This is a genomic window from Sphingomonas sp. BL-S-29, assembly GCF_055521495.1.
In genome coordinates, this window is record NZ_CM145482.1 from 3,385,198 (window position 1) to 3,408,611 (window position 23,414).

Sequence of the window (23,414 nt, forward strand, 5' to 3'; positions counted from 1 at the left end):
GCAATCGGAGATTGCCCCCTCAAGGATCGCGCGCCTAAAGCCGGCGCAATGGATTCGCCTCCTCACCCGTTCCGCATCGCCAACTTCCGCGCCTATTGGGCCGCCCGCTTCTGCATGACGCTTGCGCAGAACGGCATGATCATCGTGATCGGCTGGCAGACCTACACCATCGCGCGCGAGACCATGTCGCCCGCCGGCGCCGCGGCTCAGCTCGGGCTTATCGGCCTGTTGCAGTTCGTGCCGCTGTTCCTGTCGACTCCGGTCACGGGCTGGGTGGCGGATCGTTTCGACCGGCGCTGGATCACGCGCGTAACCGTCGCGCTGCAGATTCTCTGCGCCTTCATCCTCGCCATGGCGACCTATGAAGGCTGGATGTCGCTTCCCGTGCTGTTCTCGGTCGCGGTGCTGCTCGGCATCGGTCGCGCTTTTGCCGGCCCCGCCTTCTCTGCCCTCGCGCCGAATCTCGTGCCGCGCGAAGTGCTGCCGACCGCGATCGCGCTGAGCTCGATCTCGTGGCAGGTCGGCACGATCATCGGGCCGGCGATCGGCGGCTTCGCCTATTCACTCGCGCCGTCCGCCGCCTATTTCCTCGCGACCGCGCTGTTCAGCGGCGCGCTGGTCTGCCTGCTGGCGATCGGTCCGGTCGCGCGCACCATCGCCGTCAGCACCGCGCACCCGCTGAAGCAGATCGCTGACGGACTCGCCTATGTCTGGCAGAACAAGATGATCCTGGGCACGATCACGCTCGATCTGTTCGCCGTGTTCCTCGCCGGTACGAGCGCGCTGCTGCCGATCTATGCCCATGATATCCTGAAAGTCGGGCCGCAGGGTCTGAGCGCCCTCGCCGCCGCCCCGGCGGTCGGGGCATCGCTGACCGCCTTGTTCTTCTCCTTCCGGCCCTTGAAGACCAATGTCGGCCCGAAGATGCTCGGCGCCGTGCTGGTCTATGGCTCCGCCACCGTGATGTTCGGCCTGTCGACATCGATGCCGCTCAGCCTCATCGCCCTGTCCGTCGCCGGCGCGGCCGACATGTTCTCGGTCTATATCCGCCAGTCGCTGATTCAGCTCCACACGCCCGACGACAAGCGCGGCCGGGTCGGCGCTGTCTCGCAGCTGACCATTTCCGCGTCCAACGAGTTGGGGGAGGCCGAATCGGGCTTCCTCGCGTCCGCGCTCGGGCCGGTCGGCGCGGTGCTGGTCGGCGGCGGCGGCGCGATTGTCGTGACCATCCTGTGGACCTGGCTCTTCCCGAGCATCCGCAACGCCCGTACATTCGACCCACCCGCGACGCCCCAGGACGCCGCAGATATTGAGATGGAGGCCGCACGATGAAAGCCAACACGATCCTCGACACAATCGGCAACACCCCGCACATCCGCGTGCAGAAGCTGTTCCCCGGCGCCGAGGTATGGATCAAGTCCGAGCGCTCCAATCCTGGCGGCTCGATCAAGGACCGCATCGCGCTCAGCATGATCGAGGCGGCCGAGAAGTCGGGCGATCTCAAGCCCGGCGGCACGATCATCGAGCCGACCAGCGGCAATACCGGCGTCGGTCTGGCGATGGTCGCCGCGGTGAAGGGCTACAAGCTGGTCCTCGTCATGCCCGAGAGCATGTCGCTCGAACGCCGCCGCCTGATGCTCGCTTATGGCGCGACCTTCGATCTCACCCCGCGCGAAAAGGGCATGAAGGGCGCGATCGAGCGCGCGCTCGAACTGGTATCGCAGACGCCGAACAGCTGGATGCCGCAACAGTTCGAGAACCCGGCCAATATCGACGTCCATGTGCGCACCACCGCGCAAGAGATTCTCAACGACTTCCGCGATTCGCCGATCGACGTGATCATCACCGGCGTCGGCACTGGCGGCCACATCACCGGCGTCGCCGAGACGTTGAAGAAGGAATGGCCGCACCTCAAGGTCTATGCGGTCGAGCCCGAGGCGTCGCCCGTCATCTCGGGCGGCCAGCCTGGGCCGCACCCGATCCAGGGCATTGGCGCCGGTTTCGTGCCCGCCAATCTTCATACCCAGGCGATCGACGGCGCGATCAAGGTCGATGCGGCCGTCGCCAAGGACATGGCGCGCCGCGCCGCCCGCGAGGAAGGCATGCTGGTCGGCATTAGCTCGGGCGCGACCCTGGCCGCGATCCTGCAGAAGCTGCCCGATCTGCCCGACGGCGTTCGGGTGCTCGGCTTCAATTACGACACCGGCGAGCGCTACCTGTCCGTGCCGGACTTCCTGCCGGAAAGCTGATCTCGCGCGCACAGCCGGCCTCGGCCACGTTTCACTGGTCGAGGCAGGCAGGGCAATGCTCGGGAATGTCGTCGAGCGTCGCGGCTCGGGCGCAGTGTCCCACCGCGCCGCGTTCGCCTTGGGCCGCGAACCATTTCGTATCCGAAGCGTTCTGGGCTAAAGGCCCCTGCTTGTCGTCGCCAGGAGCCGCTCTTGCCCCCCTTTCGCGTCGCTCCCTTCATCGCTGAAACCCCTTCGCCCATGCCCCAGCCCTCCGCCCCGCCGGGCAATCCCGGTCCCGGCCTGAACCTCCTGCTGTCGCTGGTCGCGGTCATCGCGATCGCGGCGCCGGCGCTCATCGTCCGCAATGCGCCGCCGGTCGTGCCGCACCATGTGGTCAAGCGCCTGCCGCAACGCGTGGTGCCGAAGGCGGAACTGCCGCCGGTCGAGCCGGTCGCGTTCCAGAATCTGGACCCGGACGACGCCCGCGCCTTCAACGCCTCGGTCCCCTTCTCGACCGGCCCCAATCCCGCGGCCCGGCCCTTCAAATTCGTCGGCACCGACGAGCAGCGCGCGCGGGCGATCGACTGCATGGCCGCCGGCGTACTCTACGAGGCCGGCGACGATACGCTGGGCCAGCGCTCGGTGGCACAGGTCGTGATCAACCGGGCACGCCATCCTGCCTTCCCCAAGACGATCTGCGGCGTGGTGTTCCAGGGGTCCGAACGCGTGACCGGATGCCAGTTCACCTTTACCTGCGACGGCGCGCTGGTGCGGCACCGCTGGTCCGATGCCGCTTGGGTGCGCGCGCGGGAAACCGCAACGCTGGCGCTGAACGGCGCGGTCTACAAGCCCGTCGGCTATGCGACTCATTACCATACCGACTGGGTCGTACCCTATTGGCAGTCCAGCCTCGACAAGATCGCCCGGGTCGAGACTCATCTGTTCTTTCGCTGGACCGGCTGGTGGGGCACCCCGCCGGCGTTCAACCGGCACGTCTCGTCAGACGAGCCGGTCATCGCCCAGCTTGGGCTCTATTCCGATGCGCACAAGACGGGTGCCGCGCTGGTCGATGCCACCGCCGCGACCGTCGAGGCCGCCGCAGCGGGTGCGGCGCTGCCGCCTGCGCTGACGACCGACACCAACAGTTTCCTGCTGACGCTCGACCCGCGCATGCCAGCCGACGCCTTTGCCTTGCTGGCGGCGCGTACGTGCGGCGACCGCCCCTATTGCAAGGTCATGGGCTGGACCAGCAAGGCGAAGACGCCAGGTGCGCTACCGCTTCAGCCGAGCCAGATCGCGGCGATGTCGTTCAGCTATCTGCGCGACAAGAGCCGCAACTACGACAAGGCGCTGTGGAACTGCACTGAGTTCAAGCGCGCCGATTTCAGCCAGTGCATGAAGCTGCAGGTGCTGGTGCCCGTCGCGCGGCAGGTCGACAATTTCAAGCTGGAGAGCCTCACGGGCACCACGAAGGTCGCGCCCCCGCCCGCGACGGCGACGATCAAACCGGTGCCGGAGCTGTCGGGCGTGCGGCGCAAGGCGGAGACCCCGTCGCCGGCCAGGCCAGTCGCCGCACCGCAAGTGCCTGCAACACAACCGCCGGTGCGTTAGGGAGCGATCCCATCATCCAACGTCACCCCGGACTTGTTCCGGGGTCCATCGCGCCGCGTACGACACGCGTCGGCCCCTGGCGCGCGATGGATGCCGGAACAAGTCCGGCATGACGGAATTGGCTAGCTACCGCGACTATCGAACTCAGGCCGCGACAAACATCTCCGGCGGCAGCGTCATCAGCGCCTCCGCCCCACCCTCGATCTTGCGGCGCAGCGCGCCGGCGTCCGGCATGATCCGCTCGGCGAAGTAACGCGCGGTCACCAGCTTGGCGTCGAGGAAGGCTGCATCACCCTCGCCCGCCGCCTTCAGCTTCGCGGCAGCAGAGGCCATGCGCAGCCACATCAGGCCGACCGCGACGATGCCCATCAGGTGCAGATAGGGCTGAGCGCCCGCGCCGACATTGTCGGGGTTCTGCATGCCGTTCTGGAGAAACCACAGGGTCGCCTGCTGCAATTCGCCATTGGCCTTTTCGAGGCGCGCGGCGAAATCGGCGGTGGCCGGATCGGCCTTGCCGGCCGCGACATCCTCGCCGACGACCTTGAAGAACGCCTGCACCGCCCGGCCGCCGTTCATGGCGAGCTTGCGGCCGACCAGGTCCATCGCCTGGATCCCGTTGGTGCCTTCATAGATCATCGAGATGCGGGCATCGCGGACATATTGCTCCATGCCCCATTCGGCGATGTAGCCATGGCCACCATAGACCTGCTGCGCATTGGTCGCGATCTCATAGCCCTTGTCGGTGCCATACCCCTTGATCACCGGGGTCAGCAGACCGACCAGATCCTCGGCGAGCTGGCGCTCTTCCTCATTTCCCGCGGCGTGTTCCAGATCGACCTGGAGCGCACCCCAGAGGCACAAGGCGCGCAGGCCTTCGGTCAGCGCCTTCGCATCCATCAGCATGCGGCGAATGTCGGGATGCACGAACAGCGGATCGGCCTTTTCCTGCGGCTCCTTCGCACCCGTCAACGAACGACCCTGGCGACGGTCATGCGCGTACTGCACGGCATTCTGATACGCCGTTTCCGCCACGCCGAGACCCTGAAGGCCGACGCCGAGGCGGGCGGCGTTCATCATGATGAACATCGCGGCGAGGCCCTTCATCTCCTCGCCGACCAGCCAGCCGGTCGCGCCGTCATAGTTCATCACGCAGGTCGAATTGGCGTGGATGCCCATCTTGTGTTCGATCGAGCCGCACGACACCGCGTTGCGCGCACCGAGCGATCCGTCGTCGTTGACCATGACCTTCGGCACCACGAACAGCGAGATGCCCTTGGAGCTTTCCGGTGCGCCCGGCGTCTTGGCCAGGACGAGATGGATGATGTTCTCGGTCAGGTCATGCTCGCCCGACGAGATGAAGATCTTCGTGCCGGTGATCGCATAGGAGCCGTCAGCCTGCGGTTCGGCGCGGGTCCGGATCAGCCCGAGGTCGGTGCCGCATTGCGGCTCGGTCAGGTTCATCGTCCCGCCCCATTTGCCCGAGACCATATGGGGGACGTATTTCGCTTTCTGCTCCTCGGTGCCCTTGACCAGCAGCGCGGCGATCGCGCCGTGAGTCAGACCCGGATACATGGCGAACGCCATGTTCGCGGAGATCATATATTCCTGGAACGCGGTCGAGACGACGTGCGGCATCTCCTGTCCGCCGAACTCGGCCGGCGCCGACAGCGTGCCCCAGCCCGATTCGACGAACTTGTCGTACGCTTCCTTGAAACCCTTGGGCGTCGAAACCGAACCGTCCTCGTGACGCGTGCAGCCCTCGAGGTCGCCCGACTGGTTGAGCGGGAACAACACTTCCGCCACGAACCTGCCGCCCTCGTCGAGCACAGCGTCGACCACATCGGGGGTGGCGTTGGCGAAGCCGGGCAGGTTCGCATAGCGATCGAGGCCGACCACATGCTCCAGGATAAAGCGGGTGTCGCGGACGGGCGGGGTATATTGCGGCATGATATCAGTCCTTCAGGCGGCCTTGCGCGCCGTGCGTTTCGAGCAGGGTGATGAAGTCGTTGAGTTCGTCGATCGCGGCATCGATATCCTGCTTCTGTGACGTCAGCAGCGACACGCGCTCGCGACAGCGATCGATCGTGACGGCGCGCTGCACCTGACGGCCATCGCCGATATCGTAAAGGTCGATCATCTCGCGTATCTCGGCGAGGCTGAAGCCGACGCGCTTGCCGCGCAGGATCCAGGCGAGCCGCGCGCGGTCGCGCTGCGAATAGATGCGGGCGGTGCCGCGCCGTTCGGGCGCGATCAGTCCCTCGTCCTCATAGAATCGAAGCGCCCGTGCGGTCACGCCGAACTCGGCTGACAGGTCGGAGATCGAGAAGTGATCGCGATCGGGGTGGCGCTCGATCGCGGCATAGGCGGCGACTGTGGACATGACCCGAAAACTAGATGCCGTTTACGTGAACGTCAAGCTCATCCACCGCTGCCGCAGAGCAGTTTGCCCCTGCCGTCGCGCAAGGTCGAGGCCTCTGACACCGACTCGCTCAACTGAGTCACGTCGAGCCCCGCCATCGACGCGCGCTGCGCGCAGAGCTTCTGGCAGGCACTGGGCAAGGTGCCCGGAAACTGGATCCTGTCTCCATCGAATTGCGCGTCGAACCCGCACCCTTTTGCCCCATAGAACTCGAGATGGAGCTTCTCTCCCGTCCGGGTGACGGTGCCTGCGCCACCGCAATTCATCTTGTCGCCATAGTCGACAAACACGCCGATCCGGAAGCCAGTGGCGCCGGGCACGATGCAGACTCGATCGGTATCATGTGCGTAGAGGCCGCTGATGTCGGTATTGTCGGGGTCGGGAATGACCCCAGCCTCGATCGCGGCAGCCTCGAGGCCTGTCGCCGCAACGGCATTGCTGGCGGCCTTCTGCTCATCGCCCCGGCAGCCGGTGACGAACAGCATCAATACCAGCGACAGCCCGAGTCTCATTCAACCGGCGCGAGTCGGTCGCCATCGATCCGGCGATAGAAGCAGCTGCGCTCCCCCGTGTGACAGGCGGGGCCGGCAGCATCGACGATCAGCCACACCGCATCCTGATCGCAATCGATCCTGATATCGGCGACTCGCAGAACATGGCCCGAGGATTCGCCCTTCTTCCAGAGCCGCCCGCGGCTGCGCGACCAGAAATGGGCCTCCCGCGTCGCAACGGTGGCCGCCAGCGCCTCCGCATTCATGTGGGCGAGCATCAGCACCTCGCCCGTGGCGCGGTCAGTCGCCACGGCGGTGATCAGGCCGGCGGCGTCAAATTTCGGGTCGAGCACAAGGCCGGTATCGCGGGAATCGGGCATGGCGAGCACTTAGCGCGACGCACGCAAAACCGCCAATGCGACGGGTGGCGATTAATCCTTGTTACAAAAGCGCGACAAAGCCGAAAGCCGCCCCTATATGGCGGGCGACGCTACTCCCCCCGAAGGGCGCCATGCTTACTACGAATCCATTCGATGACGACAAGCTGCGCGAAGAGTGCGGCATTTTCGGCGTATCCGGCAGCGACGGCGCCGCGGCGCTGGTTGCGCTCGGCCTGCACGCGCTGCAACATCGCGGCCAGGAGGCGGCCGGCATCACCAGCTTCGACGGTGCCGAGTTCCACACCCACCGCGCGATGGGCCATGTCGCCGGCAATTTCGACCGCGACGACATCATCGGCGCCCTGCGCGGCACCGTTGCCTGCGGCCATGTCCGCTATTCGACGACCGGCGAAACGGCGCTGCGCAACGTCCAGCCGCTCTACGCCGATCTCGCCTCGGGCGGTTTCGCCATCGCGCATAACGGCAATATCTCCAATGCGATGCGCCTGCGCCGCGATCTCGTCCAGCGCGGGTCGATCTTCCAGTCGACCTCGGATACCGAGACGATCATTCATCTCGTCGCGACCTCCAGCTATCGCACCTTCGTCGACAAGTTCATCGACGCGCTGAAGCGAGTCGAGGGCGCCTATTCGCTGATCGTGATGACGCCGGAGGGCATGATCGCCTGCCGCGATCCGCTCGGCATCCGCCCGCTGGTGATGGGCACGCTCGACGGCGCGGTGATCTTCGCCTCGGAGACGGTGGCGCTCGACGTGGTCGGCGCCGAGTTCGTCCGCTCGATCGAACCCGGCGAGCTGGTAATCGTGCGCGGGACGGAGATCAGCTCGCACCGCCCCTTCCCGCCGGCCTCGGCACGGCCGTGCATCTTCGAATATGTCTATTTCTCGCGGCCCGATTCGATCTCGGAGGACCGCAGCGTCTATACCGTGCGCAAGGAAATCGGCGCCCAGCTCGCGATCGAGAGCCCGGTCGACGCCGACATCGTCATCCCGGTGCCCGATTCGGGCACGCCCGCGGCGCTCGGCTATGCCCAGCAGTCCGGCATTCCGTTCGAACTCGGCATCATCCGCTCGCATTATGTCGGCCGCACCTTCATCCAGCCGGGCGACAAGGTCCGCCATCTCGGCGTGAAGCTGAAGCACAATGCCAATCGCGCGCTGATCAAGGGCAAGAAGATCGTGCTGATCGACGATTCGATCGTGCGCGGCACCACCAGCCTGAAGATCGTTCAGATGATGCGCGAAGCCGGCGCGGCCGAAGTGCATATGCGCATCGCCAGCCCGCCAACGCGGCACAGCTGCTTCTACGGCGTCGATACCCCGGAACGTGCCAAGCTGCTCGCGGCGACCAAGAATATCGAGGAAATGAACACCTATATCCAGGCCGACAGCCTGGCGTTCGTTTCGATCGACGGCCTGTACAAGGCGCTCGGCCAGCCGCGCCGCGCCGATATCCGCCCGAGCCATTGCGATGCCTGCTTCACCGGGGATTACCCGACGACCCTGACTGACCAGGACGAGGTCGCCTCGGTCGACCAGTTCGCGCTCCTGGCGGAACGGGTGATTTAATCAGACCCGTCATGCTGAACTTGTTTCAGCATCCATGCGCGGCCCCTTGCATCATGAGCGCCGCTCGTGGATCAGCCGACCGCGCATGGACCCTGAAACAAGTTCAGGGTGACGCACGATTTTGGAATTTCGGATGACCGACAAACCCCTCGCCAACCAGATCGCCCTCGTCACCGGCGCCAGCCGCGGCATCGGCGCCGCGACCGCCAAGGCCCTCGCCGCGGCCGGGGCGCATGTCGTCATCACGGCGCGCACCGCCAAGGACCTGGAGCAGGTCGAGAGCGACATTTTCGACGCCGGTGGCAGCGCGACCATCGCCCCGCTCGACCTGACCGAGACCGACAGCATCGCCCGGCTCGGCGCCGCGATCGGCGAGCGTTGGCCGCAGCTCGACATCATGGTGATGAACGCTGCGACGTTGGGCAGCCTCGCCGCCGTCCCGGCGATCGATCCCAAGGAACTGGCGACTGTCCTGACGCTCAATGTCAGCGCCCAGGCCGCACTGATCACGGCGTTCGACCCGATGCTGCGCAAGTCGAAGCGCGCCCGAGTGGTCGGCATCACCTCGAGCGTCGGCCGCACGCCCCGCGCCTATTGGGGCCTGTACGGCGCCTCCAAGGCAGCGTTCGAGACGCTGGTCGGCGCCTATGGCGACGAGATGGAGCATATCAGCAGCATCCGCACCGCCATCGTCGATCCCGGCGCGACGCGGACCAAGATGCGCGAGCGGGCTTATCCGGGCGAGGATCCGGCTTCGGTGAAGGCGCCGGAAGTGGTTGCGGACCGGCTCGTGGCGCTGATCGCCGGCGATTTTGAGAACGGCCATTTCGAGCGGATCGACTGACCCGTCTTGTCCCTTTTCCAGCCGGTCAGGCCCGAGTCGGTTCAAAGCTGACAAGCACGCCGGGTCATACGACGGAGCCACCGAGCGTGAGCTCGTCAGGCAGCGTCCAGGTCGAGCCGTGACGGGTCTTCGTGTTTGCGCTCGAGCTTCGCAACTGTCGCGGTGACTGTCAGATTGCCGCTGGCGCTGGCGACGGTGCGCGTCATATCCAGAAGACGGTCGAACGGCAGGATGAAGCCAACAACCAACGCGGTCTGCGCGCTGTCGACGCCGATCGTCGAAAGCACCGCAGCGAGCATGAACAGCGAGGCGGACGGTACCGGGGCCGTGCCGAACGCCGCCAGGCTGCCGGCGACCAGGATCACCATAAGGTTGGCCGCGGTCGGCTCGATCCCCAGCGCCTGAAGACTGAAGATGCTGATCAGGCCGACATAGGCGGCGGTGCCATCCTTGCCGACGCTGGCACCGAGCGGAAGGATGGTCGACGCGACTGGCCGCGGGACGTCGAGATTCTCGACGGCGCAACGCAGCGCGACCGGCATTGTCGCGGTTGATGACGCGGTGGAGAAGGCGATCGTCAGCGCCTCAGCGATACCGCCGTAGAATTTGACAACGGATCGCCGCGCGATCAGCGCGAGGACGGTCGCATGGACAATGACAATCTGCAGGATCACGCAGAGCACCGTACCGAGCGCCAGCCACTGGACATTCGCGATCACGGCGACGCCATTCGCCGCAACGGCATTCGCGACCAAGGCGAAAACGCCGAACGGCGTGAGTTCCATGACTAGCGAAACGACCTTGAGAAGCGCCGCCGAAGCCGATTGAAGGAACGCGGCAAGCGGCTTGCCGGCATCACCCGAAAGCAAGGCACCAACCCCGATCAGACCGGAAAACAGAATCAGCGCCAGCATATTGCCCGCTGCCATTGCCTCGAAGATGTTGGGTGGCACGATGTCGAGCGCCTGTTGCGCCAGGCTCTTGGCGACCCCGAGGTCGTGCGGGGGCAGATGATGGCCCAGCGGATTATTGGCGCCGGGCCGCAACAGCAGGCCGACGACCATGCCATTTGCCATTCCGATCACCATCAGCGCGGCGAAAAGGCCGATGGCGCGTCCGCCGACCGTGCCCAGTCGCCTGGGATCGCCTAACTCGGTGACACCGGCAGCGATCACGACTAGCAGCACCGGCAAGACCAGCAGCCGGATCAGTCGCAAGAACAGCTCGCCGATGAGCGATATCCACGGCGCGGCGGCGGGAAAAAAAGCCCCGAGCAGGATGCCGAGCACGAGCCCGGCGAGCACGCGCTGCCACAGGGGGAGAACGCTCCAGGCGCGAAAAATGGTCATCGGCTTCCCCCGCTGGCTAACGCGACGATGATCACATGTGGCGCGGGGTATCAAGAACGGGCTCCGGCGGGAGGCACGTGCCTACGCGGCTAAGCGCATGATGTTCACCATCATTCCCCGCCCGTTACCGGGAAGGAATAGACACCCGACTACTTCGCCGCCGCCATCAGCTTCTCGAAAAACGCCAGCCGCGCGAGCGTCAGCGACCGCTCGCTTGCCTTAGGCGCAGCGCTGACCATCGCGATCACCAGCTTCGACTTGGGATCGATCGTGATCATCTGCCCGAAAATCCCCTGCGCGCCATATCGGCCGCCCGGATAAGTCCACCATTGATAGCCATAGCCGAACCCGCCCGGCGCCACCTCGGCATGCGCCCTGGTCGCTTCGGCAAACCAGCCCGGCGCGACCACGCCCTTGCCGCCCTCCAGCGCGAACTGCCCGAACCGTGCATAATCGCGCAGCGACACCGACAGGCAGCAGCCGCTGACCTCCGCCCCGGTCTGGTCCTTCATCCAGAAGCCGTCGCGTTCCATGCCGGCGGGTTTCCAGATCTTCTCCTCGGCATAGGCCGCCAGCGTCTTGCCCGTCGCCCGGCGCACCAGCACGCCGATAAGATTGGTCTCGCCGGTCTTGTAGACCCATTTGGTGCCCGGCGCGGTCTCGCGCGGCAGCTTGCGCATGAAATAGACCGTGGGATCGACGCCCGCCGGCACCGGCTCCAGGAACATCCGCGCCACGTCGGATTTGGGATCGGTATAATCCTCGTTCCATTTGACGCCCGAGGTCATCGTCATCAGCTGCGCCACGGTCACATCGTCATAGCCGCTGCCCGCCAGATCGGGGATGTAACGCGTCACCGGATCGTCGAGCGATTTGATGAAGCCGTCCTTGATCGCCGCGCCGACCAGGGGCGAGGTGAAGGACTTGGCGACCGAGAAGCTTGTCCAGCGGCCTTCCGCGGAGAAGCCGCGCGCATAGCGTTCCAGCCGCACCTTTCCGTCCTGCAGCACGATCAGCCCCGCGACGTTCATCGACGCGATGAAGGCATCCACATCCGCCGCCGCGATGGGCAGCGGCTTGCCCGCTGGCAGCTTGCGCGCCTTCGCAGGATCGGCCTTGATGACGTTGCCCGGGAAGATCTTCTCCATCGCCGGGAAGTTCGAATCGCGCTGCGCCTGCGACCAGAACAGCACTTCCGCGCCGACCTGACGCTGAGTCGCCTCGGCCGGCTGCGCCTGACCGAAGCCCTGCGCCGGAATCATCGCGGCGCCCGCCAGCGCGAGCGCACCCAACACCTGCCTCTTCATCTCATCCCCCCTTTATGAGCGTGACCTGCGCGACATGTATCCCGCCGCCTCTGAATCCGCCCTCGCAATACATCAGATAATATCGCCACAGATCGACGAAATGGCGATCGAATTCGGCGGGCAGCCTTCCCGCCGCCACAGCAAGGTCGAACGCCTTACGCCAGCGCTTTAGCGTCTCGGCATAATGAAGGCCGAAATCATGCTGGTCGTGCCAGCTCAGGCCATTTGCTTCGGCAATCGCACGGAATCGGCTTTCCGACAGCAGCATGCCGCCCGGAAAAACGAAGCGCTGGATGAAATCGACATTCGCGGCATAAGCCTCGAAGATCGCGTCATCGATCGCGATATACTGGATCGCGGCGCGCCCGCCCGGCTTCAGCGCCCGCGCGACCGCCTGCAGATAGGCCGGCCAATATTCCTCGCCGACCGCTTCGACCATCTCGATGCTGGCGACCGCGTCATACTGCCCCGCCACGTCGCGATAATCGGTCAGCGAGACCGTGACCCCGTCCAGCCCCGCCTCCGCCATGCGCGCCTCGACGGCGCGCTTCTGCTCGGCGGACAGGGTTATGCCATGCACCTTCACCCCCGCTCGCGCCGCGACCTCGGCGAAAGAGCCCCAGCCGCAGCCGATCTCCAGGATGGCATCACCGGGCTTTGTCGCGGTGCGATCGAGCACCGCGCGAAGCTTGGTCGCCTGCGCCTCCTCCAGCGATTGCGCCGCTGCAATCGGCTCCTCGAACAGCGCGCTCGAATAGGTCATGCCCGGGTCGAGCCACAGGCTGTAGAAGTCGTTGCCCAGATCGTAATGGAATTCGATGTTCCGCCGCGCCCCGCTGCGATGATTGCGGCGCAGCAGGTGCCAGAGCCGTCGCACTGCCCGCATCGGCCCGCGCGATCGCCCCGCCTCGCCCAGCGGGCGGCGGTTGCGCATGAACAGGTCGAACAAGGGCACCGGATCGGGGCTGCGCCATTCGCCGCGCGACCAGGCGACAAACCACCCGGCCGACCCACCCATCGCCAGCCGGATCAGCGCGCGCCAGCTCCTGATCTCGACGATCGCGACCGGCCCCTCGCCCCGCCCGCCAAGCACGCGATCAGTCCCGTCGGGCAGCGATGCCTCGATCGCGCCGGCCTCGAGGCCCCGGTCGATCCGGTCGAGCAGGCGGTGGAACATGCCGGCAAAAGGGGCCAGCAGCCGGTCGACGCGACCAGTCGCCGGTCTTGCGCGCGTGCCGAAGCGACGGCCCCTGTTCGGCGCTGGAACGTTCATCAGGCGGCTCTCATGCACCCGGAGCGAGTGCGGGAAAAGCGATTCGTCACCGCGCCCTTGCCGCCGCGGCGAGCGCTCGCTCGCGTGCCTCACGGTGCCCAATGATCTTCGCCGGATAGGCCTCGGGACGACTCCCTGCCGCATCCGGATCATGGATCGCCGCATCCGGGAGATGCGCGAGCTCCGGCACCCAATGCCGGATATAGTCGGCCGCATCGAATTTCTCGGACTGAGTCAGCGGCGCCATGATCCGCACGAACATGTTGGAATCGATCCCCGTCCCGGCGGTCCATTGCCAGTTGACGCTGTTGTTGCCGTAATCGGCATCGACCAGCGTGTCCCAGAACCACGCCTCGCCCTCGCGCCAGTCGATCAGCAGATGCTTGATCAGGAAACTCGCCGCGATCATCCGCACCCGGTTGTGCATCCAGCCGCTCGCCCAGAGCTGCCGCATGCCGGCATCGACGATCGGATAGCCGGTGCGGCCTTGCTGCCAGGCGCGAAGATCGGCATCGGCTGCTTTGCCAGTACGCCACGCGAGCGCATCCAGCGCCGCGCGCCCGTTCCTCGATCCATAATCCGGGAATTGCAGGATCACATTCTGCGCATAGTCCCGCCAGGCGACTTCCTTGAGGAAGGTCGTCGTGTCGCCCCGCGCCTTCTCGACATGGTGCCAGACCGTCGCCGGCGAGATCTCCCCGAAATGCAGATGCGGCGACAGGCGCGAGCTGCCTTCGTCCGACGGCAGGTTGCGGTCCACGCCATAGGCGGCGGCCTTGGGCAGGAAATCCTCCAGCCGCTCCGCCGCGCCCTGCTCGCCCGGCGTCCATTCGGCGCGAAAGCCGCCGGCCCAGTCGGGTTTCACCGGCAACAGCGTCCAATCTTCCAGCCGATCGCTCTCCGGCCATGTCCCGGGAACGGGGATGCTGTGCGGAACCCGCGCAGGAGCAGGCGGCGGCATATGCTCGCGCAAGGCGCGCCAGAACGGCGTGTAGATCTTGTAAGGCTGCCCTGCCCCGGTAGTGACCGACCCGGGCGGCGCGAGGTAATTGCCGTCATGGCATATCAGATCGAGCATCTTCGCCACCGCCCGCTCGGCATTGCGCCACCACGGCTCGTAATGGCGCAGGCAATGCACCCGCCCGGCCCCCGTCGCCTCCGCCAGCTTCGCCAGTTCGACCGCCGCATCGCCCCGCCGCAGGATCAGCCGCGATCCCTTGTCGCGCAAATGCTGGTCGAGTGTCTCCAGGCTGTGATGCAGCCACCAGCGCGACGCCGCGCCCATTCGCCGATGCTTCGGCGTCTCGTCGTCGAGCACATAGACCGGGATCACCGGCCCCTCGTCGACCGCCGCGATCAGCGCGGCCTGATCGGTCAGCCGCAGATCGCGGCGAAACCAGAGGAGCGTCGGCGCGGTCAACAGCGGCGGCGGGTTGGAAAGCTGTACATGCCACCGACATGCCCGCCGCCCGCCATACCCGCAAGCGCCGCAGGCGAACCGCTTCCCAACGCGGCCGATCCTGGTCTAGTCACGGACCACAGCAGCGGGAGTGGCTCCAGCACATGATAACCGACCTGCGCAGCCTGGTTGCGCCGCACCCGCTCGCCACGCTCACCGATGCGATGGTCGGCGAGCAGCGCCTTCACCTGCAAACGACTCACCAGGCCGATTTCGCGCGGCTGCTGCCATGGCCCGCCTTCAATGCCCTGATCACCTTCGATCGGCTCCAGCGCGGGCAGGTCCGCGCGATCCGCAACGGGCACGACGTGCCGCTCGGCATGTTCACCGCACGTGCGGGCCGGTTCGACAATCAGGAACTCGCCCCCGATTCGCTGCAATCCATGGCGGATATGGGCCTCAGCCTCGTGATCAACGACATCCACCGGCTGGTGCCCGGCATCGGCGCTATCGCCGCGATGGTCGAGCGCCATCTCCGCGCCCGCGTCGGCGTCAACGCCTATGTCAGCTTCCGCCAGGACAGCGCGTTCGGGGCGCATTGGGACGATCACGACGTGCTGGTGCTGCAGGTCCATGGGCGGAAACGCTGGTTCGGTTACGGCCAGCGCGACGCCTATCCGATGAAGGGCGCCCCGGCGGTCACCAAAATCGGCGATACCGAGGAACCGGTCTGGAGCGAAATGCTCGAACCCGGCGACCTGCTCTATATCCCGCGCGGCGAATTCCACCGCGCCGAGATCGAGGACGGTCATTCGCTCCATCTGACGATCGGCCTCGCCTTTCCCCGCGGCGACGATGTGGTGCGCTGGATCGGCCGGCGCTGCCTCGAGGACGCGCTCTTCCGTCGCGACGTCTCGACCCTGGCCGGCCCCGAAGCGCTGGCGACGCGGCAGGAAGACCTGCGCGCGGCGCTCCACCGCGCGGTGGACGATCTCGACCTGAACCGCTTCCTCGCGACAGCGGATCGCCAGCGCGAGTCGCTCAAGGTTCTCAACCTCGGCCTGTCCGATCCGCTCGACCCGGCCGTGGTGATCCGACCGACGCTACGCCGTCGCCTGCCCCTTCCCGAGGGCATGACCCAACTGCGCCACGGCCCGGCGACGACGACGCTGAGCCCCACCGAACGCATAGTCCTGGCCAATCTGCTCGACCGCGACGCCTCCACCCTCACTGGATTGATCGAGGCCCTGCCGGACCTGCCCGCGCACGATATCAGTGCCGCCGTGTCCGGCCTCGCGCGCAAGTCACTGGTGCTGCTATCCGACGAGCCCGCCTGACGCCGGGTATCAGTCGCCCTTACCGGGCTCGGCCGAGAAATACTTCTCGAACTTGCCCACCACGCCGTTGAACGCCTCGGCGTCGTCCGGCGTCTGGTTGAGCTTGCGCGACACCAAAGGCCACAACGCCGCATAAGTCTTGTTCAGCTCGATCCAGGCCGTCGCACCGCTTTCGATATCGGGCAGGATCGCGTCAGCGGGGCATTCCGGCAGGCAGAGATTGCAGTCGATGCACTCGTTCGGATCGATCACGAGCATGTTCTGCCCCTCGCGGAACGCCTCCACGGGACAGACCTGGACGCAGTCCATGAACTTGCACCGGATGCACGCATCCGTGACGACGAACGTCATTGCCGGCCTCCGCCCGCCTACATCGTGTGCGGCTGCTTCTCGACCTGCCAGGTCTGGCCTTGCGACAGGAGCTTTTGCAGGTTCGGCGTCTTGCCCGTGCTGGCCTGCGCATTCTGCGCGACTACCGCGCTCTCGAAGGTCGGGGCCGGATCGTCATAGAGTACGCCCAGCGCCATCGGGAATGCCCCGAACGGCATCTCGACCAGCATATGCGCGACAGCGCGGTTGGTCTGGTCGTGCACGATCACATGCGCCGCTTCCCAGTCGCCGTCCACGACATCGACCACCTTCAACGTCAGCCGCTCGGTATCGAGCGCCAGCCCCTTGGTGCCGCCCTCGAACAGCAGGGGCTTGCCCTGCTCGACCCAGAGCTGCCCGGTCGCGGCGTTCTTCTTCTCGGTGAAGGGCGCGAACACATCGTCATTATAGACGATGCAGTTCTGGAAGATCTCGACGAACCCGGTGCCCTTATGGGCATAGGCAGCTTTCAGCACCGCCGGCAGGTTCTTGTTCACGTCGATCGCCCGCGCGACGAAGCGAGCGCCGCTGCCGAGCACGAACGCGCACGGCGTCAGCGGCCGGTCGAGCGAGCCGAACGGCGTCGAGGGACTGCGCGTGCCGACATGGCTGGTCGGCGAATATTGGCCCTTGGTCAGGCCATAGATCTCGTTGTTGAACAGCAGCACCTGGCAATCCAGGTTGCGGCGGATCAGATGCATGGTGTGGTTGCCACCGATCGACAGCGCATCGCCGTCGCCGGTGATGATCCACACATCGAGATCGGGATTGGCCAGCTTCACGCCCGTCGCCACCGCCGGCGCGCGGCCATGGATGGTGTGGAAGCCGTACGTCTCCATATAATAAGGGAAGCGCGACGAGCAGCCGATGCCGCTGACGAACACGGTGTTCTCGGGCCGCGCGCCGATCTCCGGCATGGTGCGCTGCACCGCCTTGAGGATCGCATAATCGCCGCAACCCGGGCACCAGCGCACTTCCTGATCGGTTTCCCAATCCTTGGGGCTGGTCTTTTCGATCGGGGTCATGTCGTTCATGAGCGTGGTTCCGGATTGCGGTTGGCACCGATATGGATCGCGGCCGTATCGAGATCCTCGTCGCCCAGCGACGTCGGCAGTTGATGCGTGTCCGCCGGCACTTCGCTGTGCGTCGTCCCGCCACCGAGCGCCTCGGCGATCGCCGCTTCGATCTCGGCGATCATGAAGGGCTGACCCGAAATCTTGTTGAGCGGCTTGGCGTCGACCAGATACTGGTCGCGCAGCACGGTCTTGAGCTGGCCGGTGTTCATCTCGGGTACGAGGATCTTCTCGTAACTCTTCAGAAGCGCACCGAGATTTGCCGGCATCGGCCAGATATGGCGGATATGGATGTGGCTGACATCCAGCCCCCGCGCACGCGCACGCCGCACCGCCTGATGGATCGGGCCATAGGTCGATCCCCAGCCGACGATCGCCAGCTTGCCGCTCTCCGTGCCCATCTCGACCTTCTGGTCGGGCACATCGATTCCGAGCACCTTGTCGCGACGAATGTCGGTCATCGCCTGGTGGTTGGCGGCGCCATAGTCGATATTGCCCGTGCCGATCTGCTTCTCGATGCCGCCGATGCGGTGGAGCAGGCCAGGCGTGCCCGGCTTCACCCAGGGCCGCGCCAGCTTCTCGTCACGCGCATAGGGCAGGAAACCACTCTCAGGCGCTTCCTCGAGATAGGTGACCGGGAACGGCGTGTAGCTGTCCATGTCCGGCACCAGCCACGGCTCGGCGGCATTGGCGATATAGCCGTCGGTCAGCAGCATCACCGGGGTCATGTACTGGACCGCGATGCGCACCGCCTCGATCGCGCAATCGAAAGCATCGGCCGGCGAGCGCGCGGCGATCACCGGCATCGGCGAATCGCCGTTGCGGCCATAGACGGCCTGATACAGGTCGGACTGCTCGGTCTTGGTCGGCAGGCCGGTGGAGGGCCCGCCACGCTGCGAGTTGACGATGACCAGCGGCAGCTCGGTCATGATCGCCAGCCCCATCGCCTCGCCCTTGAGCGCGATGCCCGGCCCCGACGAGGAGGTGACGCCCAGTTGCCCCGCATAGGAAGCACCGATCGCGCTGGCGATCGCGGCGATCTCGTCCTCCGCCTGGAAGGTCGTGATGCCGAATTCCTTCAGCCGCGACAGATGATGCAGGATCGCCGAGGCGGGCGTGATCGGATAGCCGCCGAAGAACATCTTCACGCCGGCCAGCTGCACGCCCGCGACCAGCCCGAGCGAGATCGACTCCGCGCCGGTGACCGTGCGGTACAAACCCGGCTCGGCCGGCGCCGCCGCGACATGATGCTGCTTCATCGGCCCGGCCAGTTCGGCCGTCTCACCGTAAGCATGGCCGGCGTTCAGCGCGGCGACATTGGCCTCGACCAGCGTCGGGTTCTTCGCGAACTTGGCCTTCAGCCAGTCGATCAGCGGCTGGCGGTCACGATCGAACATCCAGAGCGCGAGCCCCAGCGTCCACATGTTCTTGCAGCGCAGCGCTTCCTTGTTGCCGAGGCCGAAGGGTTTCACCGCGTCGAGCGTCAGCTGCGAGATGTTGAACGCCAGCACCTGCCATTTGGCCAGGCTGCCGTCATGCAGCGGGTTCACCGCATATTTCGCCTTGGCGAGGTTGCGCTCGCCGAACTCGCCCTCGTCGGCGATGATCAGGCCGCCCGGCTTGAGCGCATCGACATTGGTCTTCAACGCCGCCGGGTTCATCGCCACCAGCACGTCGGGCGCGTCGCCCGCGGTCTCGATCGCGGTCGACCCAAAATTGATCTGGAAAGCGGAGACGCCGAACAACGTGCCCTGTGGCGCCCGGATTTCCGCGGGGAAATCGGGGAACGTCGCCAGGTCGTTGCCGGCCAGCGCCGTCGACAGGGTGAATTGCCCACCGGTGAGCTGCATGCCATCACCGGAGTCTCCGGCGAAACGTACAACGATCGATTCTGCGGCGGGATGTGCGGACGCCTCGGCGGGCGTCAATTCGTGAACGGCGGATGCCATCAATATGTGTCCTGCGGATTTATCCGACGCCCTCTATGCCCGGAGCGTTGACTGGCCAACCTAGTTTGATCGGAGGCGCCTGCAAATGGTTCTTTTAAGCAAAGGCCCCGTGGCCGCCGGGCGCGAGCACTGATCCGAGCGCCAAAATCGCCGAGACATGGCGCCGCGCCACGGCATGAAGGTCTTCGTCATAACCCCCGCCCACCGTGCTGGCGAGCGGAATGCCATGCTCCCGCGCCAGTCGCGCGACCAGTCGGTCGCGGGCGATCAGGCCCTGATCGGTAAGTGACAGGCGCCCGAGTCGATCGCCGCCAAAGGGGTCGACCCCTGCCTGGTATAGGATCAACCCCGGCCGCTGCTCTTCGATGAGCGGCGCGAGACTCGATTCCAGCGCGTCCAGATAGGCGGCGTCCCCGGTGCCGTCGGGCAATGCCACGTCGAGCGTGGAGCGCGCCTTGCGCACCGGGAAGTTGCGCTCGGCATGGATCGAATAGGTGGCGATGCCCGGCCTGCCCGCGGTCAGCGCCGCGGTGCCGTCGCCCTGATGGACATCGCCGTCGACGATCAGCACCCGCGCGACCGTGCCGTCCTCGACCAGCCGCACCGCCGCGATGGCGAGGTCGTTGAGCACGCAATAGCCCGCCCCGGTGGTCGCCAGTGCGTGATGGCTCCCGCCCGCGCTGTTCGCCGCGAAACCGCGCTCCAGCGCGATCCGCGCCGCCAGCCAGGTGCCGCCCGCCACGATCTGCGACCGGAGCGCCACGGCTTCGGTCACCGGGAAACCGATCCGCCGCTCCTTCTCGCGCGGCACCCGCGCGCTCAGCACTTCCTCGACATAATCGGGGTCATGGACTGCCTCGATCCATCCCCGCGGAATCGGTTCGGGCTCGATCCACTCGATCCCATCGCCTTTTTCGAGGAGCAGGTCGCGGATCGCGGCGTTCTTCGTCAGCCGTCCCACCTGCCGGCCGGCGGTGAGATAGGCGGGGTGATGGACGACGGGGATCATCGCCTCTAGGTAGTCGGCCGACACCCGCAGCGCCAATGCGGGATATGGGAGAACGCCGTGACCGAACCCTTTGTCCGCCCGGATGTTCGTGGATTTCTCGCCTATCTCAACAACCTGCCCGGTCCAAAGATGCACGAGCTGGAGGCGCCAGCGGCGCGCGCGGTCTATGCCGCGATGAAGGATGTCGCCGATCTGCCCGTCGGTGATCTTGCCACCATTACCGACCTGTCCATCCCCGGCCCGGCCGGCCCGATTCCCGCGCGCCTGTTCGATGCGAAGGCCAGCCGGGAGCCCGGTCCGGCACTGCTGTTCTATCATGGCGGCGGTTTCGTCATCGGCAATGTCGAGACTCATGCCAGTTTCTGTGCGGAGATCGCCCGGACCCTCGATATCCCGGTCATCTCGGTCGATTACCGCCTCGCCCCCGAAAATCCCTGGCCCGCCGCCCCCGATGATTGCGAAGCGGCGGCGCGCTGGGTCGCGGGCAACCCGGCCGACCTCGGCCGCAAGGTCACCAGCCTCGTCGTCGCCGGCGACAGCGCGGGCGGCAATCTGGCGATCGTTACCGCCATGGCGTTGCGCGACGCGCCCGCCGCCGTGCCGGTGATCGCGCAATTCCCGATCTATCCGGCCACCGACGCCTCGAAGGACTATCCTTCCTACGCCATTTTCGCCGAAGGCTTCCTGCTCACCCGGGACAGCATGGACTGGTTCCAGGCCTCTTATGAGGCCGAAGCCAGCCATATCCGCACCTCGCCATTGATCGGCGATCTCGCCGGCATGCCGCCCGCGGTGGTGATCACCGCCAGTCTCGACCCGATCGGCGACCAGGGACGCGCCTATGCCGGCGCGCTCGCGGTGGCGGGCGTGGCCGTGATCTTTCGCGAAGCGAAGGGGAACGTCCACGGCTTCGTCACCTTGCGCAAGGCCATCCCCTCTTCGGCCGGCGACGTCGCCGGCGCGCTGGCGGCCCTGAAGACGGTGATCGTCGAGGCCGAGGGCGACCGTGTCATGGCGCAGGCGGCGGGATGATCGACCCGGCCACCCTTCCCTATCGCCCCTGCGCCGGTGTGATGCTGATCAATCGCGCCGGGCAGGTATTCGTCGGCCAGCGGATCGATACGACGGTCGAGGCCTGGCAGATGCCGCAAGGCGGGATCGATGACGGCGAGGATGCCGAGACCGCCGCGATCCGCGAGCTGGGCGAGGAAACCGGGGTTCGGCCCGACAAGGTCGAGTTGATCGCGGAGGCGCCGGAAGAACTCTATTACGATCTGCCACCCGACCTGGTCGGCAAGGTCTGGAAAGGCAAATGGCGCGGTCAGCGCCAGCGCTGGTTCCTCTATCGTTTCCTCGGCGAGGACAGCGATGTCGACATTGCGACGGAGCACCAGGAATTCCGCGCCTGGCGCTGGGTCGATCCGGCCGAGCTTCCCGAGGTCATCGTGCCCTTCAAGAAGGCGCTCTACGAGAACGTTCTGTCGGCCTTCGCCGCTCAGCTCGGTTGATCGTGAAAGCGGACGCGCGCTATTCGCAGACCATGCTGTGCCGCCCGCTCCTGCTCGCCATGCCGTTGCTGCTCGCCAATGCGGAGCCGGCGCAGATTCCGCAGCCCGTCAAGGCGATGCTCGACGCGGCCATGGCCTCGGGCAGCGAGACCGAGGTGGCGACCGTCTCCAAATATGCCCGTGCAGCCGCGCCCGATTCAGCCGATGCCATCGCGCGGCTGGTAGAGGACTGGGCCAAGGTCCGCGCCGCGAAGCGCGAGGCGACATTGCGCGATGCCGGCCTGCTCGATCTATGGAGCGGCCGCGCCGAGCTTGGCGGCTATCTAACCACCGGCAACACCCAGGATGCCGGTGTGAGCGGCGCGATCGACCTGACGCGCGAATCCCTGCGCTGGCGTCATAAGCTGCATCTCGCCGCCGATTACAAACGCAGCGCCGGCGTGGTCAGCCGCGAACATTATCTCGCGGCCTATGAGCCGAACTTCAAATTCTCGCCGCGCGGATATGTCTACGGCGCCGCCCAATATGAGAGCGACCGTTTCCTCGGCTATACCAGCCGTTATTCAGCATCGCTCGGCGCCGGATACAGCGCGATCAAGCAGCCCGGCGTGACTCTCGACATGGAACTTGGCCCGGCTTATCGCGACACCTCCTACACGGATCGCACCCGCGAAAGCAGCCTGGCGGCCCGCGGATCGATCGATTTCGACTGGCGGCTGACGCGCGCGATTTCGATCAGCCAGGACGCCTCAGCCTATCTCCAGCATTACAACAGCACGGTGAGCAGCACGACGGCGCTCAATGCAAAACTCATCGGGCCGCTCGCCGGCAAGATTTCCTATGCCGTCCAGCATGAAAGCATGCCGCCGATCGGGCGGGTCGGCACCGACACGACAGGCCGCGCGTCAATCGTCTACAGCTTCTGATCGTCCGGCACACGCGCGCCCGTGGTCCAGAAGGCGCCGTCGCTATCGATTCACATCTTCGCGCCGTCATGGCAGCGATGATTCAGGGCATGAACCTCAATGTCCGCGCGAACCAGGGACTGCTTTTTCCATGACGCCAGCGGTGCCTGTTACGGTTCTCACCTGCCCTGTTATCCGGCGCGAATGCCCTGTTATTGCGGAACAGGGCAAATGCCCTTCAAACCCATGAAAAGACATGAAATAATCTCCAACAAAGTTGGAGCTAACAGGGCAGAAAAAATTTTATCCTGTTTTGCGACGATAACAGGGCGGTCGCCGCGGTTCCCGCGCCGCTCGAATCGGACTAACAC

At 65.8% G+C, this 23,414-nt stretch carries 21 protein-coding genes; 9 read left to right on the top strand and 12 right to left on the bottom strand.

Annotation, left to right across the window (positions count from 1 at the left end):
- Positions 1–48: 48 nt before the first annotated feature.
- The 3 genes from ACZ1I2_RS16095 (at position 49) to ACZ1I2_RS16105 (ending at position 3,842) form a co-directional block, all read left to right on the top strand.
- Positions 49–1,332 (top strand): MFS transporter, encoded by a 1,284-nt coding sequence (locus tag ACZ1I2_RS16095; protein WP_465176580.1) that lies wholly within the window; start codon positions 49–51, stop codon positions 1,330–1,332.
- Positions 1,329–2,249, top strand: a complete 921-nt coding sequence (cysK, locus tag ACZ1I2_RS16100) for a cysteine synthase A (RefSeq protein ID WP_465176579.1) — start codon at positions 1,329–1,331, stop codon at positions 2,247–2,249. Before ACZ1I2_RS16095 ends, cysK begins: the two co-directional genes overlap by 4 nt.
- Before the next feature lie 240 nt (positions 2,250–2,489).
- Positions 2,490–3,842 (top strand): cell wall hydrolase, encoded by a 1,353-nt coding sequence (locus tag ACZ1I2_RS16105; RefSeq protein ID WP_465176578.1) that lies wholly within the window; start codon positions 2,490–2,492, stop codon positions 3,840–3,842.
- 144 nt (positions 3,843–3,986) lie between these two features.
- Here ACZ1I2_RS16105 and ACZ1I2_RS16110 read toward each other — a convergent pair whose 3' ends face one another.
- From ACZ1I2_RS16110 to hisI, 4 genes are read right to left on the bottom strand one after another with little or no spacing between them, the layout of a single operon-like run.
- A complete protein-coding gene (locus ACZ1I2_RS16110) occupies positions 3,987–5,789 on the bottom strand; it encodes an acyl-CoA dehydrogenase C-terminal domain-containing protein (RefSeq protein WP_465176577.1) in 1,803 nt (600 codons plus the stop codon).
- A 4-nt stretch (positions 5,790–5,793) separates the two neighbouring features.
- Positions 5,794–6,222, bottom strand: coding sequence for a MerR family transcriptional regulator (locus ACZ1I2_RS16115; protein ID WP_465173139.1), 429 nt, complete (start codon positions 6,220–6,222; stop codon positions 5,794–5,796).
- A gap of 38 nt (positions 6,223–6,260) precedes the next feature.
- Positions 6,261–6,773, bottom strand: coding sequence for a hypothetical protein (locus tag ACZ1I2_RS16120; RefSeq protein ID WP_465176576.1), 513 nt, complete (start codon positions 6,771–6,773; stop codon positions 6,261–6,263).
- Complete coding sequence (gene hisI, locus ACZ1I2_RS16125) at positions 6,770–7,132, bottom strand: phosphoribosyl-AMP cyclohydrolase (RefSeq protein WP_465176575.1); 363 nt, start codon at positions 7,130–7,132, stop codon at positions 6,770–6,772. Before hisI ends, ACZ1I2_RS16120 begins: the two co-directional genes overlap by 4 nt.
- 131 nt (positions 7,133–7,263) lie before the next feature.
- On the opposite strand from hisI, the gene purF reads away from it, so the two are divergent.
- Together purF and ACZ1I2_RS16135 are read left to right on the top strand one after the other, a co-directional pair.
- Positions 7,264–8,721, top strand: coding sequence for an amidophosphoribosyltransferase (gene purF / locus ACZ1I2_RS16130; RefSeq protein WP_465173136.1), 1,458 nt, complete (start codon positions 7,264–7,266; stop codon positions 8,719–8,721).
- A 133-nt stretch (positions 8,722–8,854) separates the two neighbouring features.
- Positions 8,855–9,565, top strand: coding sequence for an SDR family NAD(P)-dependent oxidoreductase (locus ACZ1I2_RS16135; RefSeq protein WP_465176574.1), 711 nt, complete (start codon positions 8,855–8,857; stop codon positions 9,563–9,565).
- Positions 9,566–9,660: 95 nt separating this feature from the next.
- On the opposite strand, the gene ACZ1I2_RS16140 is transcribed toward ACZ1I2_RS16135, so the two are convergent.
- The 4 genes from ACZ1I2_RS16140 to ACZ1I2_RS16155 form a co-directional block, all read right to left on the bottom strand.
- Positions 9,661–10,968 (bottom strand): dicarboxylate/amino acid:cation symporter, encoded by a 1,308-nt coding sequence (locus ACZ1I2_RS16140; RefSeq protein ID WP_465181479.1) that lies wholly within the window; start codon positions 10,966–10,968, stop codon positions 9,661–9,663.
- Positions 10,969–11,063: 95 nt separating this feature from the next.
- The gene (locus tag ACZ1I2_RS16145) at positions 11,064–12,221 is read right to left on the bottom strand and encodes a serine hydrolase domain-containing protein (protein WP_465176572.1); all 1,158 of its coding nucleotides are present in this window, start codon (positions 12,219–12,221) and stop codon (positions 11,064–11,066) included.
- 1 nt (position 12,222) lies between these two features.
- Entirely contained in the window at positions 12,223–13,494 is a 1,272-nt protein-coding gene (locus ACZ1I2_RS16150; protein WP_465176571.1) for a class I SAM-dependent methyltransferase, read from the bottom strand.
- 46 nt (positions 13,495–13,540) lie between these two features.
- Positions 13,541–14,914, bottom strand: coding sequence for a cryptochrome/photolyase family protein (locus ACZ1I2_RS16155; protein ID WP_465176570.1), 1,374 nt, complete (start codon positions 14,912–14,914; stop codon positions 13,541–13,543).
- 143 nt (positions 14,915–15,057) lie between these two features.
- Between ACZ1I2_RS16155 and ACZ1I2_RS16160 the strand changes: the two genes are divergently transcribed.
- Positions 15,058–16,230 carry a JmjC domain-containing protein gene (locus tag ACZ1I2_RS16160; RefSeq protein ID WP_465176569.1) on the top strand — a complete coding sequence of 391 codons (1,173 nt, stop codon included), beginning with the start codon at positions 15,058–15,060 and terminating at the stop codon, positions 16,228–16,230.
- A 9-nt stretch (positions 16,231–16,239) separates the two neighbouring features.
- Here ACZ1I2_RS16160 and fdxA read toward each other — a convergent pair whose 3' ends face one another.
- The 4 genes from fdxA to ACZ1I2_RS16180 form a co-directional block, all read right to left on the bottom strand.
- Positions 16,240–16,581, bottom strand: coding sequence for a ferredoxin FdxA (gene fdxA / locus ACZ1I2_RS16165; protein WP_465176568.1), 342 nt, complete (start codon positions 16,579–16,581; stop codon positions 16,240–16,242).
- 17 nt (positions 16,582–16,598) lie between these two features.
- Positions 16,599–17,633 carry a 2-oxoacid:ferredoxin oxidoreductase subunit beta gene (locus ACZ1I2_RS16170; RefSeq protein WP_465176567.1) on the bottom strand — a complete coding sequence of 345 codons (1,035 nt, stop codon included), beginning with the start codon at positions 17,631–17,633 and terminating at the stop codon, positions 16,599–16,601.
- On the bottom strand, positions 17,630–19,621 hold the full coding sequence (locus ACZ1I2_RS16175) for a 2-oxoacid:acceptor oxidoreductase subunit alpha (RefSeq protein WP_465176566.1): 1,992 nt from the start codon (positions 19,619–19,621) through the stop codon (positions 17,630–17,632). Before ACZ1I2_RS16175 ends, ACZ1I2_RS16170 begins: the two co-directional genes overlap by 4 nt.
- Positions 19,622–19,715: 94 nt before the next feature.
- Positions 19,716–20,630: a histone deacetylase family protein gene (locus tag ACZ1I2_RS16180; RefSeq protein ID WP_465177127.1), complete on the bottom strand. Its 915-nt coding sequence runs from the start codon at positions 20,628–20,630 to the stop codon at positions 19,716–19,718.
- A 57-nt stretch (positions 20,631–20,687) separates the two neighbouring features.
- Here ACZ1I2_RS16180 and ACZ1I2_RS16185 point away from each other — a divergent pair, with 57 nt between their 5' ends.
- Genes ACZ1I2_RS16185 through ACZ1I2_RS16195 form a run of 3 tightly spaced genes read left to right on the top strand, consistent with a single transcriptional unit; the run spans position 20,688 to position 23,064 of the window.
- On the top strand, positions 20,688–21,662 hold the full coding sequence (locus ACZ1I2_RS16185) for an alpha/beta hydrolase (protein WP_465176565.1): 975 nt from the start codon (positions 20,688–20,690) through the stop codon (positions 21,660–21,662).
- The gene (locus ACZ1I2_RS16190) at positions 21,659–22,138 is read left to right on the top strand and encodes an RNA pyrophosphohydrolase (protein ID WP_465176564.1); all 480 of its coding nucleotides are present in this window, start codon (positions 21,659–21,661) and stop codon (positions 22,136–22,138) included. Before ACZ1I2_RS16185 ends, ACZ1I2_RS16190 begins: the two co-directional genes overlap by 4 nt.
- Before the next feature lie 2 nt (positions 22,139–22,140).
- A complete protein-coding gene (locus tag ACZ1I2_RS16195) occupies positions 22,141–23,064 on the top strand; it encodes a DUF481 domain-containing protein (protein WP_465176563.1) in 924 nt (307 codons plus the stop codon).
- The last annotated feature ends 350 nt before the right edge of the window (positions 23,065–23,414 follow it).